This is a genomic window from Sporosarcina sp. Y352 (assembly GCF_056786535.1).
In genome coordinates, this window is the sequence record NZ_JBXCJE010000003.1 from 390,261 (window position 1) to 404,860 (window position 14,600).

Sequence of the window (14,600 nt, forward strand, 5' to 3'; positions counted from 1 at the left end):
AAAGAAAACTTATTTACCCAAAAATAGCGGACTTCTTTTTTCACTGAATGCAAGGAGAGCTTCCGTTCGATCTTCGGTCGGGATTATTAATTCGTAGGCTTTCGATTCAATTGCAAGGCCCGTCTGCAAATCCGTGTTCATCCCTTGTGTAATTGCATACTTCGCTTGCCTAATTGCAACCGGACCATTTTTCATCATATCGTAAGCTAGTTGTTCACAAGCTGCAAGAAGTTCTTCCTTTTTCACAACTTTCAAAACAATACCGAGCCCTAGAGCTTCTTCTGCAGTGATTCTTCTTGCAGTGAAGATTAACTCTTTCGCTTTCATTTCTCCTACAAGTCTTGGAAGGCGTTGCGTCCCGCCAGCACCTGGAATAATGGCCCAGCTCGTTTCAGTCAGCCCCATTTTCACACCCTCGACCGCTATTGAAAAGTCACATGATAACATCAACTCAAAACCGCCGCCAAGTGCATAGCCGTTCACTGCAGCAATTGTCGGCTGTGGCAGACTCGCAATGCTGTTGAACGCATCTCTAATTGCTTTGACGTTTCTCCTAACCTCTGTTTCATTTAGTGTCTTACGTTCTTTCAAATCAGCGCCTGCACTAAATGATTTTTCACCTGCTCCAGTAAAAATGACCACTTTCACCTCTTGATCTAACGAAATAGAATCCGTTACCTCTTGAAGTTGATGTAGTGTTTCGTAATTAAAGCAATTCAATGCTTCTTCACGGTTAACAGTCACATATGCAATATTGTTTTCTTTTTTATATAAAATAGTTGTCATTTTTCCATCTCCTTTATAATAAACAAAAGCGCAAGCGCCTGGTCAAGGGCGACAGGCATAAGACAGACCGGCGAAGAGCCCTTCTTTGCCTCGCAAGCCGGTATGACTTATGATCCGAGCTCTTAGGCGCTGGAGTCTAGACGTGAAAGATCACCTTCCACAGGTTATCCACAGTACGAGATTTTATCATTTCCTAGTGTAAAAAAACTGTCCAACTCCTGCCGTGGCTCATCCTTTCCTTTTCAAGAAGAGCACCGGCCCTTGAAGGACAGCTATTTTCAACTAATTATTCCGTTACATTCTCAATAATTGCCGCAATTCCCTGGCCTACCCCGATACACATCGTTGCTAGTCCATATTTAACGTCCTGTTTTTTCATTTCATATAAAAGTGTAGTAAGAATTCTGGCCCCACTAGCACCTAATGGATGTCCAAAAGCGATTGCCCCACCATTGACGTTTACTTTTTTATCGTCTAGTTCTAACTGGCGTATACACTCAAGCGATTGAGAAGCAAAAGCCTCATTTAATTCAACAAGTCCAATATCATTTGTTGTCAGCCCTGCTCGTTCCAATGCTTTTCTTGAAGCATATATCGGACCAAGACCCATTACGGCAGGTTCAAGTCCCGCTGTTGCTCCAATAACATATTTAGCTAGCGGCTTAAGGTTTAGTTCTTTCGCTTTCTCAGCACTCATAAGAAGCAAAGCAGACGCACCGTCATTGACACCCGAAGCGTTGCCTGCTGTAACGGTACCACCTTCAAATATCGGTTTCAGTTTACCAAGCTTTTCAAGCGTCGTGTCCGCCCTTGGATGTTCATCCCGATCCACAGTGATTTCGTTACCTTTCCGATCTTTATAGACAACCGGTACAATTTCTTCAGCGAAACGATTTTCTTCCATTGCTCTTTTCGCACGTTGTTGGCTTACATAAGCAAATAAATCCTGATTTTCTCGCGTTATCGCATATCGTTGTGCGACGTTTTCAGCTGTCTGCGGCATTGAATCTACGCCATACATTTCTTTCAGCTTATTATTCGTAAAGCGCCAACCGATTGTTGTATCTTGTAATTCCATATTGCCACGTGGAAATGCTTTATCAGGTTTTGACATGACAAGGGGTGCACGCGTCATGCTTTCTGTTCCGCCGGCAATGTAAATATCGCCATCTCCAATCGCGATTGCTCTTGCAGCGAAAATGACAGCATCAAGCCCTGAACCACAAAGACGGTTAATCGTCGTGCCCGCCACTTCGACAGGAAGACCCGCTAACAAGCCGGACATTCGAGCTACATTACGGTTATCTTCCCCAGCTTGATTAGCGTTTCCGAATATAACTTCTTCAATTTTCTCTGTCGGCAGGTTGGGATTCCGTTCGACTAGTGCCTTAATAACAACCGCTCCCAAATCATCCGGACGTACGTCTTTCAACGCGCCATTATATCTACCGATGGGTGTACGGACAGCATCTACTATGACTACTTCTCTCATTTCGTAACCACCTCTTCTACAATTGTATAGTCGTATACGCCTTTACCACTTTTTCGACCAAGGCGGCCCGCTTTTACATATTGCTCCAATAGAGGCGCGGGACGGTACTTCTCTCCAAGCTTTTCGTGTAAATATTTCAAGTTATTCAGACGCGCATCAAGTCCAACCAAATCCACGAGTTCAAATGGTCCCATGGGGTAATTTAAACCAAGCTTAATTGCTTTATCAATTTCTTCTGGTGTTCCAAGCCCTTCTTGTAGCATGTAAAATGCTTCGTTGCCAACAAGTGCACTAATTCGGCTTGTGACGAATCCTGGAAATTCATTAATAACAACAGTTTCTTTGCCCATATTCACGGCTACTTGTCTAATTACATCCGCCGTTTCATCACTTGTTTCCAAACCACGAACAATTTCAACAAGTGGCATTTTATGTACAGGATTGAAAAAGTGCATAGCGATTGTTTTTTCTGGACGTTTACCGAAAGAAGCAATTTCTGTCGGACTCATCGTCGATGTATTCGTTGCAAAATAACACTCTTTTGAAGCGTGTTCTTCTATTTCTTCAAACACTTGTTTTTTAATCGATGCTAGTTCAGGTACGGCTTCAATAATTAAATCCGCGTTTCCTGCAACTTTTGCAAGATTGTTTTCATAGTTTAAATTTTGGCGCGCCTTTTCAGCTGTATCCGCTGAGATTTTTCCATACTTAAGTCCTTTTTCAAAAATAACTTCAATTTCATTCTTTGCATTTTGTAGTGCAGTCTCGTTAATATCAACAATCGTAACTGAATACCCACCAAGTGCTCCAACATAGGCAATCCCTCTACCCATCACGCCGGAACCGACAACAACTATACGATTAATCATCAGTACCCTCCTTTTTATGATGAAAGAATACGGACAAGAGATAACACATCCCTGTCCGTCATTTTTTAATAGATCATTATAAGTTTTCAATATGGAACAATGTCTAGCTCCAGGCGCAAGCCGCTCGGGTCAATTATAGTCCGAATGGGTTTACTGGACGGCTGCCGAAGTACGACATGATGCTTTTCGTTTCAGTGTAAAGATCAAGCGATCCGACTGATAGTTCACGGCCAAATCCGGATTGTTTATAGCCACCGAATGGTGTACCTGGGAATGCAGAGAATGGCGTATTAATCATAACGATTCCCGCTTGAATTTGGTTTGCAACACGTGTTGTAGTTGCATCATTTGTTGACCAAATAGAAGAAGCTAGACCAAATTCTGAGTCATTCGCTAATGCAATTGCCTCTTTTTCCGTTTTAAACTTCGATACTACAACAACTGGACCGAAGATTTCTTCACGCACAACCTTCATTTCTTGTGTTACGTTTCCAATAATTGTCGGCGCATACCAATACCCGTTTTCAAAGCCTTCTGGTTTCAATTCTTTCCCGCCAGTAAGGATTTCCGCACCTTCATCAATCGCAGATTGAACATACATTTTCACTGTGTCCAATTGTCCTTGATCGATAACCGCGCCCATATGTGTTCCTTTATCAAATGGATCTCCAATTGCTAGTTTTTCTGTTTTAGCAATAAACTTCTCAACGAACTCATCGTAAACATTTTCATGAATATAGATACGCGTACGTGCATCACAAGATTGACCTGTGTTATTGAATGCACCATAGAGTGAACCATCAACGGCCGCCTCAATGTCTGCATCTTCAAAAACAAGGCTTGGAGATTTCCCACCAAGTTCTAGTGTTACGCGTTTTACAGTTCCTGCTGCTCTTGCCATAATGTCTTTTCCGATTGGTGTAGAACCCGTGAACGCAACTTTATTCACTAGATCATGTTCTACCAAGTAGTTACCAATTTCAGAACCAGATCCTGGTAAAATGTTAACAACGCCTGCTGGAACGCCTGCTTCGAAACAAATTTCCCCAAGAATAATAGCTGTAAGCGGCGTTAGTGACGCTGGTTTAATTACAACCGAGCAACCTGCTGCAATCGCCGGAGCAATTTTCCAAGCAGCCATCATAAGTGGATAGTTCCACGGAATAATTTGCGCACATACACCAAGTGGTTCTTTTTCTGTGTAGTTATGGAATTGACCAGGTACGTTGTTTACAGATCCACCGTGGCCAACAATTGCGCCTGCGTAAAATTCAAAGTCTTCAATTGCTTGTGAAATCTGGCCTTTAGCAGCTGCAAGTGATTTACCTGTATTTAAAATTTCAAGTTCCACCAGCTCATTAAAGCGTGAGCCCATAATTGCTGCAATTTTGTTGAGTACACGTGCACGACGTCCTGCAGGCGTTATTTTCCATTTTCCATTATCAAATGAATCTCTAGCAGCTTGAACAGCTCTTTCAGCATCTTCTTGTGTTGCTTTTGCTACTTCCGCAAGAAGTTCACCCGTCGCAGGATTGTAAATTTTTGTGCGTTCGCCATTGCTACTTTCGACTTGTTCACCGTTAATAAAAAGTTTGTAAAAGTCACGTTTCATGGATTCTTGCTCTATTTTTCCTTCTTGAATTGTCGTCATTGGTTTATTCCTCCTATTGTCCTGTATAAACAGGTTTGCGTTTTTCCATAAATGCAGTAACACCTTCACGATGATCAGTTGTTAAACCAGCTATACGCTGCCCTTGTGCTTCTTGTTCAAGATAATCTTCAAAAGATAATTCCGTAACTGCTTTCAAGGATCGTTTTATCAAGCCTATTGCTTTTGTTGGCAGAGCGGCAAGATGCGCTGCAAATGTGGTTATATCTTCTTCCCATGTTTCAGATGAAATAAGTCGATTCGCAAGACCCATTTCTACTGCCTTATCGGCTGGTACTTTTTCTCCTAAAACGGCTAGTTCCAACGCTTTGGAATGTCCTACAAGTTGTGTCAAATAATAGAGATTACCAGAATCAGGAATAAGACCGACATGTACAAAAGCGTTCAAAAAACTTGCACGTTCCGAAATAAGTCTGAAGTCACACGCAAGTGCGAGGCTAAATCCGGCTCCAGCTGCAACTCCATTTACAGCTGCAATAATCGGTTTTTCACATTGTCTAATTTGATTAACCATCGGACCATAATGGTCTCTTAGTACTTGACCATGGTCCATGTTTTCATCGACTTCTGATAAATCCTGTCCGGAACAAAATGCCCGTCCTTCACCCGTTATGACAATACAACGAACTGCGTCATCATTGGAAGCGGCTTTGACTGCATCTTTCACTTCTCGGTTCATCTGTGCGATAAATGCATTCAGTTTGTCTGGCCTATTTAAATAGAGCCATGCAATTCCATTTTCAACTTCATAACGAATTGTCTCAAACATTGAGCTACCTCCTTACTTACCTTGAAAATCTGGTTTTCTTTTTTCAACAAATGCGTTCATACCTTCTTTTTGATCCTGTGAAGCGAATAGTAGATAGAAATTTTTCCGTTCATATTGCATTCCTTCATTTAAAGGAGAGTCCACTGCTTTATTTACCGAATCTTTAATGAGGCGTACCGAAAGTGGCGGCTGTTTAGCAAGCCGACTTGCAAATTTCAACGTTTCTTCCATTAATAGTTCAGGGGCAACGATTTTGTTGATGACTCCGTGTTTCAGAGCCGTTTCCGCAGAAATCCGCTCCCCTGTCCATAGCCATTCCAGTGCTTTCGTACGACCAGCAAGTTTCGTCAACCTCTGTGTACCTCCTGCACCTGGCATGACGCCAAGGCCAACCTCTGGAAATGAAAATTCTGTGCCGCTTGCTGAGATTAATAGATCACAGCAAAGGGCAAGTTCGAACCCACCGCCCATTACGAAGCCTTTTACTGCACCGATGATTGGCTTTTTAATGAGAGCTAATCGGTCCCAGTCGGCAAATTGATTCAAAAGCTCAAGGCTGATTGGATTATCATTAGCCATCTCATCAATGTCAGCTCCAGCTGAAAATGCGCGTCCTTTTCCAGTCAACACGATGATTCTTACAGTATCGTCACGATCAAATTCTTCCATCGCAATGACTACTTCACTAATCAGTTTCCGATTCAATGAATTTAACTGACGGGGCCGATTCAGACAAATGACCGCAATGTCGTTTCCCTCTATTGAAGTTTCAATGAATTCGAAACTGGTCATTATGCATCCTCACCAATCATTAATGTGACAAGATTACCTGCAAACCCCATTAAGTCCTTACCAGATGCTTTCCCTTCAGGTGAACGTAAGCCTTGCTGTAATGCTTCTAAATTGTCATAGTACATCTCGCATGTTAGGTAGTATTTTCCTTCGCCACCCATTGGAGATCCAGTTACTTTAGTTACCTTCATTTCACGCAGTCCAGGAATTTTCGCTGTAATTGGTGCATGAACATTGAAGTAATGATCATCAAATTCCTCTTTATTTTCAGGGTGTTTGTATAACGCAATTAGTTTAGCCATTTATTATTCTCCTCACTTTACATTAGTGTCGAAACAGGTTTCATTGCCTCAAATACGTTTTTACAGCTCTTACAATACAAAATACTTCTGCACGCAGTCGGCCCAAAAATATTTTCCATTGTCACATATGTAGATCCACAATATGCGCAATCAACATGCCATGAACCATCTTCTTCAAAATGGCGGGGTGGTGGAGCTATTCCGAACGCTCGCAGATTCACATGCCCTTCTTCTGTAATACGGTCTGACGTCCAAGGTGGATGAAAGACGATTTCTACTTCGACTTCTTCCACTTCAGGAAGTTGTTTTATAGCATTTGCCGTGTTTTTTTTAATAATGTCGAGAGCCGGGCATCCTAAAAACGTCGGAAGTAGAACTACTTTTACGTTATTTCCTTCAGTCGTGACTTCTTCAACCATACCAAGGTCAATAATGCTAACTGAGTCAATTTCAGGATCTTTCACTGTCATGAGCACTTCTAATACACGCTCCGTTGTTAATTCTAAAGTTGTAGTCATTAAGATCGCCTCTTTCCTTTTTCAGTTACCAGGTAGCCGCCGGATCTAACTTGTAAACTTCTGAAAGTGTAAGCAGTGCTTCATCCAAATCTTCTGTATGCTCGCCATTCCGTCCATTATTCGTTGGTTTTTCAGGAATCGTCGGTAGATCCATTTGTAGAGCAACAAACACTGGTTCGATGCTTGCTATCCAGTTTTCTTTCAACTTTTCCTCATTGTCTATCAATTTATATTTTTCAATTGCTTGTTCTTGATTTCCAAAAGAGAATACATCTCCAAAGTCATTCATAACGAGAGCAATTGCATCATTCATTTTCTTTTTTGCAACATCGGTAGAACTCAATAATTGCTTAAACCAAGTTTCCCAATGTAACCTGTGATAATAAAGTTCCATTTTCACTTTTACTGCCGCTTCAGCAAGTGGTCTATACGAGCTTTGGCATAAAGAATCGACTTTCATTTTTTTTGCTTGTGTGTAAAAATAACTTCTTACAACTTGATATGCCCAATCATACTGGGGCGTATCCATATAATAGCCATCACCGTTTACTCGCTCAGTCAAAATGCTGTTTCTTCTTTCATGTGCCGGTCGCAAATGAGCCAGATCATCCGCTTCTCCCACTCCCAAATCTTCTAGAAGCTTGTAGAACATTGCTGCATGCCCCATACTGTCTTGGCTAATTGAAGAAGAAGCGACGTCTTCCTCAATGTGAGGAGCTAGCCCGAGCCACTCAGATCCACGATAAGAGTACAAGAAATCATCATCCGCTAATTGGAATAACAAACTCGTTATCGCTTCTTTGTTTTCCACGGTCAATACGTTTTCGATAGTGCTCATTTCTGATCTCCTCCCCATGACAAGATTTCTTTTTCATCCAACATTCCCTGTTCGTAGTGACGCCACTTTTTCTTTAAGTAGCCGTATCCTTTTGTCGTACGATAATCTTTATTGTCAAGTCTGCCGAGCGTCATTTTCTCTTCAGCGTTCAACCTTCTAACGTGGTTCCGATTCACAACCCAAATGTCGGCAACCGGTTCGCGGCGCATGAAATTTTCTTGCGCCAACATGATAGCCATTTCTTCGTTTGGAGCCAGCAAGCTGAATTGGTGCTGGAATGACGAACTCGGCGTCCGTTTACTAAACACTTCATATTCTTGATAAAATGTATTCTCTTGTGCCATTTTTCCCCAACTCCTATCTTTATTTGATTGTCGCGCTTAGTGCATCACGAACCCATGCACTATGTTCATAAGATGACCGGCGCAAGTTCAGGCGTGCTTGTGAACGGGGCCCTTTATTTTTAATAATTCTCTTAAACTCTTCCCAATCTGGTTGTTGGTACGACCATAACTCATTTTCTTTATCGTAGTGGAAAGTCGGATCTGGAATTGTTAAGCCAAGCGATAATATACGCGGAATGTATTTATCAAAAAAGAGTTGCCTGAAATCCTCATTTGTTTTCGTACGGATTTTATATTTGATGGTTAAGTCTTGTTTCGATGAACCCGTTGTTTCTTTACTTGCCGGTCCGAAGAACATCAGTAATGCCTCCCACCAGCGATTAAGAGCGTCTTGAATCATTGCCTTTTGATCTTCCGTGCCTTCTGCTAACGCCATGATGATTGACTCTCCATGCTGCGCATGAAATACTTCTTCAGCACAAATGCGTTGCAACGCCCTTGCGTAGGGTCCATATGAAGCCCCAAGCATATCAGTCTGTGTAATAATAGCTGCTCCATCAACAAGCCAGCCTACGAGGCCTGCATCTGCCCACGTTCTTGTTTCCATGTGGAATACGTTATGAAATTTCAAGTCCTCATTGAATAAGTCCTGCATTATATCTCCACGATTTTTGCCATATGGTACTAGTAAGTCTTCCGTAACTCGAAGTAGCAGCTGGCCATGGCCCATTTCGTCCTGTACTTTTGCCATAATGCCAAGCTTTCTATTAAGAGAAGGGGCTTTCGGTACCCATTCTTTCTCAGGAAGCGCTCCCATTATTTCGCTAATACCGTGCATTGAAATCAGTTTAATCAATGTCTGTCTGTATTCTTCAGGCATCCAATCATCTGCTTCGATCTTATCCCCTGCCTCAATACGTTGCATAAAATGTGCTACCTTTTCCTCATCAGCCGTAATCTGTAAAGTCGTCAATTTAAATCCCCCTTTATTTGAGCTATATAATCTCACTACGTCGTATAACAAGATTTTAACGATGACTGTGTATATTGTTATATATAAGGTCAGTATAGTGCATAGATATTCAAAAAGCAAATGTATTCTGATAAATTTAATTTTTATTTTTGACTGTCAAATTTTGAATTTTAAGTAGTCCGTTAACATGCGAATAGACTAGTTATGAAATTAGATTAACTCTCTTATGCTTCCTCTAGTACAATTGGGTGTTGCGATACTTTAATTGAATCAGTAGGGCAGCCTTCCAATGCATCTTCTAGATCATCGTATAGATCTTCATCAACTTCAGAACACCCTTCGTTATCATCTAGATGTACAAACGCAAGTCCTTCATCGTTATAATCAAAAATGTCTGGCGCACTCGCCCCACACGCTCCGCAGGCAATACAAGTTTCCTGATCAACAATCGTATATTTAGCCATTCCATTCGTCCCCTCCTTATACTGTTCGCAACACGCCTATCATTTATTGACCGACTTTAACTTTCTTGTTTTCTGTTTGTTCCATAAGCGTTGTACTGTGAGTTGCTTGTACTTTCGCTGTTGGATCGATGTAAACCTTAGCATTACTGACTGCTGTCGGAGCCTCGCCAAATCCACTTGCAATCAACTTTACTTTCCCTTCATACGTGCAAATATCACCGGCTGCATAAATGCCCTCTATATTCGTTTCCATTTTTGAGTTGACGACAATACTATTTTTCACGATTTCAAGGCCCCATTCGCTAATTGGACCGAGTGATGAAACGAACCCGTAGTTTACGATAACGTCATCTACATCAATTACTTCTTCTTGATCGCCCTTCACTTTTTCAAGGACAACCTGTTCTATATTATTTGCACCAATAAATTCTATAGGCACGAACGGAGTCTTGACTTCAACGGATGAGTTCATTAGCTTTTCTACACTTGCCTCATGAGCACGGAATTTATCTCGTCTGTGTACAAGCGTCACTTTTTTTGCAATCGGCTCTAGCATTAATGACCAGTCAACAGCTGAGTCGCCACCTCCAAAAATTTGTACATTCTTACCTGCAAACTGTTGTAAATCCTTTATGAAGTAATGCAAGTTCTTCCCTTCGAACTTTTCTGCTGAATCCAGATTTAGTTTTTTGGGTTGAAACGCGCCATTACCCGCCGTGATAATTATGGTCTTTGAAAAATGAATTGCGCGATTCGTTGTCAGTTTAAAAGTTCCATCAACTTGTTTCTCTACTTGCTGAACGTCCTGTTCAAGTGTGATCGTCGGCTCGAATTGAGACATTTGATTTACTAAATTATCAATGAGTTCCTGACCACTAATTTTCGGAAATCCTGCAATATCATAAATATACTTTTCGGGATATAAAGCAGAGAGCTGACCACCAAGTTGTGGCAGGCTTTCAATTACGTTCACAGACATTTTTCTCATACCGGCGTAAAATGCGGTAAATAATCCTACAGGGCCTCCACCAATAATTGTCACATCAAAGACTTTTTGTTCGTTACTCATAACTAAACTCCTCTTTTCCGATTATCTGATTTCACTTGCCAACGTGTTGGCAAACATTCCGACGATGTGTACCAGCTCAATAGTATAACTGTATTTGAACGTTACGATTATTTCTTGTTATACAAAGTACTTTAATACATAATTAATTCAGTGTCAACAATAATTTCTGAAAACTCTTAGTTTTGCTCCCTTTTCACGTAACTTTCAGAATTTTATTCACTTTCCAAATTATATATGGTACTATTTTGACTAGTTGTATATCTATTTTTTTATATACCGTTTAGTTTATGTTTTATAATAATTGAGTATTTCCGTAGGAATTTGCATCTTTTAAGTACTAAATTATGCAGTAAGCTCCAAAAAACATATTGAATAATGAGAGGTGTGGCAAAATGACAACACGCATTGACGATTTCACTGTCCATGAACAACACTATGATGAAATTCGCACTATTATGGAGCAGGAGCCATACGCACAGTTTATCGGCATGAAGCTGATAGATTTTGGTCCCGGTACAGCTACAGCGGAACTAGTTCCTAACGAGAATATGTTAAACTCGCACAATACGGTTCACGGTGCAGTATTGTTTTCATTAGCTGATTACGTTTTTGCTGTTGCAAGTAACTCATATGGAAAAACTGCAGTCGGAGTTACAACGACAATGAATTTTATGTCAGCTGCTCTTCCCGGCGAAACAATTACTGCTGTCGCCCGCGAAGATAAACGAAACCACCGCCTTGCCTGGTATACTATTGATATCAGTAATGGAAAAGAACTTGTTGCAACGATGCAAGCAATGGTATATCGAAAAAAAGAGTATTTCATTCAAATAGAAGAGTAAGTTAAAAAGAGGCTGGTTTTTCAAAGTAGACTAATTAAATATGACAAAGACAAAACACCCCCCGCATCGGTTTTAATCGATGCGGGGGGTGTTTTCTATTAAGAGGATATGTCATAGATATAGGTGTATTTTGATTCTAAGATCCTAATTATTAGTTAAGTAGCGTCCACTTACCATCCTTAACAACAGCCATAACTAAGCTATCTGCTGTTAAACCGTTATGATCTTTAGCAGTTAGGTTGTAAATGCCAGTTGTACCAATCCATTTCGTAACGTCATTTTCCAAATAATCACGAATCGATTCGCGATCCGTAGCTCCATTTTTCAACGCCTCGATGACAAGCATTAAGTTATCATAGCCGTAAGAACCGAAGTTTGTTGGCTCACTGCTAAACTTATCTAAGTAATCTTTATAAAAAGTAGAAATCACGTCAAATTGGATATCATCCTCCGCAATCTGATCCGGGAAGAGTAACTTACCTGTTGGAATAACAACCCCTTCAGCCGCGTCTTCAGCTAGTGTGATAAAGTTTTGGTTGGCGATCCCATGACTTCCTATAATCGGTAAATCAATACCTAAGTCACGTGTGTTTTTAGCGACAACTGCCGGACCTGGGTTTGTTCCCCATACGACAATTGCTTCTGCTTTCGCACTGTTAATTTTTGTGAGTTGTGCACTCATATCTGGATCTTGAGTGTTGTAACTTTCTTTTGCAACAATATCAACGTCATATTCCTTTGCTAGTGCTTCCATCTGTTCGAGTCCACTTGAACCAAATGCATTTGAGTCAATAATAGTTCCAACCTTACTGATTCCCTGCTCTTTTAAATACATATAAACGCGCTCAACCGCATGTCTGTCAGATTGTGGCGTTTTGAACACCCACTTTGCTTCTTCGACTGGCTCAACGATATGTGTACTTGCTGCAGCTGAAATCATCGGTACTTGTTGCTGCATCGCAATCCCTTTAATCGCCAGACTTTCACCGCTTCCAGATGAACCTAGAAGCACAAGAACCTTTTCATCATTGACCAAACGATTCGCTTCCTGTGTTGCCTTCTCCTGGCTAGATTCATCGTCAGCTAAAATAATTTTCAACGGTACTCCATTGATACCGCCTTCACTATTAATCTTGTCTTCAATTAATTTAGTTGCATTCCATTCTGGCTCGCCAAGTGGACTATTCGGTCCAGTTTTCGAGTAAATAGCTCCAATTTTATACTCACTGACTTCGCCAGAGCTTTCTTCATTGTCTGACCCCTCGCTACATGCCGCAAGGATCAATACAGTCATTATAGTCAATAGCGATGTTAAAAATAACTTTCTCATTTTTTATCCCCCATTTTAGTGTACTGTTTGACCTAGGTATGCTTCTTTTACTTCAGGGTCATTTAACAATTCTTTAGAGCTCCCGCTATTTACAATCCCTCCGTGTGAAATTACATAACCACGGTCGGCAATTTTTAAAGAGGCCGTAACATTCTGTTCTATTAATAATATGGTCGTGCCGAATTCAGCACGTAAATCCCGAACGAGTTCAAGCACATCTTTCGCAATAAGCGGGGCCAATCCTAGCGTAGGCTCATCAAGAAGTAGTAATTCAGGCTCCGACATAACACCTCGTGCAATAGCAAGCATCTGCTGCTGCCCGCCGGACATCGTTCCACCTAATTGGTCTTTCCTCTCCTCTAATATAGGGAATAATCCAAAAACTCTTTCGATATTTTTTTCAATATTTTTCATTTTGGTCTTCTTACGATGATGATAAGCACCTAGATATAGGTTGTCCAAGACAGTCATCGTTGAAAATACTTGCCGATGTTCTGGTACGTGCACAAGATGTCTCCCAACGACTTTTTCTGCTTCCATTCCAGTTATGTCATTCCCCTGGTATATTATTTTTCCAATAGTCGGCTTTAAAATCCCTGAAATCGTTTGCAATAAGGTTGTTTTACCGGCACCGTTCGCACCAAGCAATGCAACGATTTCTCCTTTATCAACGGATAAAGAGACGCCCTTTAAGGCTTGGATAGGCCCATAACTAACAGATATATCGACTACGTCCATTAATTTATTTTTGCTCATATCGCCTCCTCCACCTTTTCGATTTCATCTATATCAGCTCCTAAGTAGGCAGTGATAACTGCTTCATTCTCTTGAATTTCCTTTGGGGTTCCCTCGGCTATTTTTGTCCCTTGATCCAAAACAATAATTTTCTCACAAATGCTCATAACAAGATCCATGTCATGCTCGACAACTAAAACTGTCACGCCCGTATCGCGCACTCTAATAATTAATTCGCTCATTTCTTGAGTCTCTTTATGATTCAATCCAGCCGCAATTTCGTCCAGTAATAGTAATTTCGGGTTTGTTGCAAACGCTCTTGCGAATTCAAGCAGACGTAACTTTCCGAGTGATAAACTAGCCGCCTTCTGATCATAGAGATCCTCAAGACCAAAAAACTCCAAATAACTCATTGCTTTGTCGTATACTTGCTTCTCTTCTCTTTTTGAACCGAGAAGTAGTGACATCATTCCAAGAATATCCGTCTTCGTTTGCACATGCTGACCAACCATTACATTCTCGATGACTGTCATACTTTTAAATACCTGTATGTTTTGAAAGGTACGTGAAATACCTAATGGCGCAACTTGAAATGCTGGAAGTTTTTCGATTCTTTTCCCCAAAAATGTAATACTTCCAGTAGTGGGTGGAAAAATCGAAGAAATCATATTAAACATTGTACTTTTTCCCGCGCCGTTAGGACCGATCAATCCAACAATTTGTCCTTCTTCAACCGTAAATGAAACTTCATTATTGGCGACGACTCCACCAAACTTTTTCGTAATAGCGTCAACCTTCAACAATCAAA

General features: G+C 40.9%; 17 protein-coding genes. 1 reads left to right on the top strand and 16 read right to left on the bottom strand.

The genetic code is table 11. The annotated features are described in order from the left end of the window. Positions 1 to 9 precede the first annotated feature (9 nt). From AC1TO6_RS07365 to AC1TO6_RS07425, 13 genes are all read right to left on the bottom strand, one after another. Complete coding sequence (locus tag AC1TO6_RS07365; RefSeq protein WP_482100952.1) at positions 10 to 786, bottom strand: enoyl-CoA hydratase-related protein; 777 nt, start codon at positions 784 to 786, stop codon at positions 10 to 12. Positions 787 to 1,072: 286 nt separating this feature from the next. Continuing rightward, positions 1,073 to 2,278, bottom strand: coding sequence for a 3-oxoadipyl-CoA thiolase (locus AC1TO6_RS07370; protein ID WP_482100953.1), 1,206 nt, complete (start codon positions 2,276 to 2,278; stop codon positions 1,073 to 1,075). Further along, positions 2,275 to 3,147: a 3-hydroxyacyl-CoA dehydrogenase gene (locus AC1TO6_RS07375; protein WP_482100954.1), complete on the bottom strand. Its 873-nt coding sequence runs from the start codon at positions 3,145 to 3,147 to the stop codon at positions 2,275 to 2,277. Before AC1TO6_RS07375 ends, AC1TO6_RS07370 begins: the two co-directional genes overlap by 4 nt. A gap of 133 nt (positions 3,148 to 3,280) precedes the next feature. Further along, positions 3,281 to 4,798: an aldehyde dehydrogenase family protein gene (locus AC1TO6_RS07380; RefSeq protein ID WP_482100955.1), complete on the bottom strand. Its 1,518-nt coding sequence runs from the start codon at positions 4,796 to 4,798 to the stop codon at positions 3,281 to 3,283. Positions 4,799 to 4,811: 13 nt separating this feature from the next. Next, on the bottom strand, positions 4,812 to 5,585 hold the full coding sequence (locus AC1TO6_RS07385; RefSeq protein WP_482100956.1) for an enoyl-CoA hydratase-related protein: 774 nt from the start codon (positions 5,583 to 5,585) through the stop codon (positions 4,812 to 4,814). Between the two features lie 12 nt (positions 5,586 to 5,597). After that, complete coding sequence (locus tag AC1TO6_RS07390; RefSeq protein ID WP_482100957.1) at positions 5,598 to 6,377, bottom strand: enoyl-CoA hydratase/isomerase family protein; 780 nt, start codon at positions 6,375 to 6,377, stop codon at positions 5,598 to 5,600. Next, positions 6,377 to 6,679: an EthD family reductase gene (locus AC1TO6_RS07395; RefSeq protein WP_482100958.1), complete on the bottom strand. Its 303-nt coding sequence runs from the start codon at positions 6,677 to 6,679 to the stop codon at positions 6,377 to 6,379. The genes AC1TO6_RS07390 and AC1TO6_RS07395 overlap by 1 nt, the downstream gene beginning before the upstream one ends. A 17-nt stretch (positions 6,680 to 6,696) precedes the next feature. Continuing rightward, complete coding sequence (paaD, locus tag AC1TO6_RS07400) at positions 6,697 to 7,197, bottom strand: 1,2-phenylacetyl-CoA epoxidase subunit PaaD (RefSeq protein WP_482100959.1); 501 nt, start codon at positions 7,195 to 7,197, stop codon at positions 6,697 to 6,699. Between the two features lie 25 nt (positions 7,198 to 7,222). Next, entirely contained in the window at positions 7,223 to 8,035 is an 813-nt protein-coding gene (gene paaC, locus AC1TO6_RS07405; protein WP_482100960.1) for a 1,2-phenylacetyl-CoA epoxidase subunit PaaC, read from the bottom strand. Continuing rightward, complete coding sequence (paaB, locus tag AC1TO6_RS07410) at positions 8,032 to 8,379, bottom strand: 1,2-phenylacetyl-CoA epoxidase subunit PaaB (RefSeq protein ID WP_482100961.1); 348 nt, start codon at positions 8,377 to 8,379, stop codon at positions 8,032 to 8,034. Before paaB ends, paaC begins: the two co-directional genes overlap by 4 nt. Before the next feature lie 19 nt (positions 8,380 to 8,398). Beyond that, the gene (gene paaA / locus AC1TO6_RS07415) at positions 8,399 to 9,304 is read right to left on the bottom strand and encodes a 1,2-phenylacetyl-CoA epoxidase subunit PaaA (protein WP_482101016.1); all 906 of its coding nucleotides are present in this window, start codon (positions 9,302 to 9,304) and stop codon (positions 8,399 to 8,401) included. A 272-nt stretch (positions 9,305 to 9,576) separates the two neighbouring features. Continuing rightward, complete coding sequence (locus AC1TO6_RS07420) at positions 9,577 to 9,816, bottom strand: ferredoxin (RefSeq protein ID WP_482100962.1); 240 nt, start codon at positions 9,814 to 9,816, stop codon at positions 9,577 to 9,579. A gap of 43 nt (positions 9,817 to 9,859) precedes the next feature. After that, entirely contained in the window at positions 9,860 to 10,885 is a 1,026-nt protein-coding gene (locus AC1TO6_RS07425; protein ID WP_482100963.1) for an NAD(P)/FAD-dependent oxidoreductase, read from the bottom strand. 392 nt (positions 10,886 to 11,277) lie between these two features. On the opposite strand from AC1TO6_RS07425, the gene AC1TO6_RS07430 reads away from it, so the two are divergent. Continuing rightward, the gene (locus AC1TO6_RS07430) at positions 11,278 to 11,727 is read left to right on the top strand and encodes a PaaI family thioesterase (protein WP_482100964.1); all 450 of its coding nucleotides are present in this window, start codon (positions 11,278 to 11,280) and stop codon (positions 11,725 to 11,727) included. A gap of 151 nt (positions 11,728 to 11,878) precedes the next feature. On the opposite strand, the gene AC1TO6_RS07435 is transcribed toward AC1TO6_RS07430, so the two are convergent. From AC1TO6_RS07435 to AC1TO6_RS07445, 3 genes are read right to left on the bottom strand one after another with little or no spacing between them, the layout of a single operon-like run. Continuing rightward, positions 11,879 to 13,057 carry an ABC transporter substrate-binding protein gene (locus AC1TO6_RS07435; protein WP_482100965.1) on the bottom strand — a complete coding sequence of 393 codons (1,179 nt, stop codon included), beginning with the start codon at positions 13,055 to 13,057 and terminating at the stop codon, positions 11,879 to 11,881. Positions 13,058 to 13,072: 15 nt separating this feature from the next. Further along, on the bottom strand, positions 13,073 to 13,813 hold the full coding sequence (locus tag AC1TO6_RS07440) for an ABC transporter ATP-binding protein (protein WP_482100966.1): 741 nt from the start codon (positions 13,811 to 13,813) through the stop codon (positions 13,073 to 13,075). Continuing rightward, a complete protein-coding gene (locus tag AC1TO6_RS07445; RefSeq protein WP_482100967.1) occupies positions 13,810 to 14,595 on the bottom strand; it encodes an ABC transporter ATP-binding protein in 786 nt (261 codons plus the stop codon). The genes AC1TO6_RS07440 and AC1TO6_RS07445 overlap by 4 nt, the downstream gene beginning before the upstream one ends. Positions 14,596 to 14,600 lie beyond the last annotated feature (5 nt).

What these genes read in the sequence shown, in the direction of transcription:
- AC1TO6_RS07440 (WP_482100966.1), bottom strand. Translation starts at nt 13,813, where the DNA reads ATGAGCAAAAATAAATTAATGGACGTAGTCGATATATCTGTTAGTTAT.
- AC1TO6_RS07380 (WP_482100955.1), bottom strand. Translation starts at nt 4,798, where the DNA reads ATGACGACAATTCAAGAAGGAAAAATAGAGCAAGAATCCATGAAACGT.
- AC1TO6_RS07370 (WP_482100953.1), bottom strand. Translation starts at nt 2,278, where the DNA reads ATGAGAGAAGTAGTCATAGTAGATGCTGTCCGTACACCCATCGGTAGA.
- paaA (WP_482101016.1), bottom strand. Translation starts at nt 9,304, where the DNA reads ATGCAACGTATTGAGGCAGGGGATAAGATCGAAGCAGATGATTGGATG.
- AC1TO6_RS07395 (WP_482100958.1), bottom strand. Translation starts at nt 6,679, where the DNA reads ATGGCTAAACTAATTGCGTTATACAAACACCCTGAAAATAAAGAGGAA.
- AC1TO6_RS07365 (WP_482100952.1), bottom strand. Translation starts at nt 786, where the DNA reads ATGACAACTATTTTATATAAAAAAGAAAACAATATTGCATATGTGACT.
- AC1TO6_RS07385 (WP_482100956.1), bottom strand. Translation starts at nt 5,585, where the DNA reads ATGTTTGAGACAATTCGTTATGAAGTTGAAAATGGAATTGCATGGCTC.
- AC1TO6_RS07420 (WP_482100962.1), bottom strand. Translation starts at nt 9,816, where the DNA reads ATGGCTAAATATACGATTGTTGATCAGGAAACTTGTATTGCCTGCGGA.
- paaB (WP_482100961.1), bottom strand. Translation starts at nt 8,379, where the DNA reads ATGGCACAAGAGAATACATTTTATCAAGAATATGAAGTGTTTAGTAAA.
- AC1TO6_RS07435 (WP_482100965.1), bottom strand. Translation starts at nt 13,057, where the DNA reads ATGAGAAAGTTATTTTTAACATCGCTATTGACTATAATGACTGTATTG.
- AC1TO6_RS07375 (WP_482100954.1), bottom strand. Translation starts at nt 3,147, where the DNA reads ATGATTAATCGTATAGTTGTTGTCGGTTCCGGCGTGATGGGTAGAGGG.
- AC1TO6_RS07390 (WP_482100957.1), bottom strand. Translation starts at nt 6,377, where the DNA reads ATGACCAGTTTCGAATTCATTGAAACTTCAATAGAGGGAAACGACATT.
- AC1TO6_RS07425 (WP_482100963.1), bottom strand. Translation starts at nt 10,885, where the DNA reads ATGAGTAACGAACAAAAAGTCTTTGATGTGACAATTATTGGTGGAGGC.
- paaD (WP_482100959.1), bottom strand. Translation starts at nt 7,197, where the DNA reads ATGACTACAACTTTAGAATTAACAACGGAGCGTGTATTAGAAGTGCTC.
- AC1TO6_RS07430 (WP_482100964.1), top strand. Translation starts at nt 11,278, where the DNA reads ATGACAACACGCATTGACGATTTCACTGTCCATGAACAACACTATGAT.
- paaC (WP_482100960.1), bottom strand. Translation starts at nt 8,035, where the DNA reads ATGAGCACTATCGAAAACGTATTGACCGTGGAAAACAAAGAAGCGATA.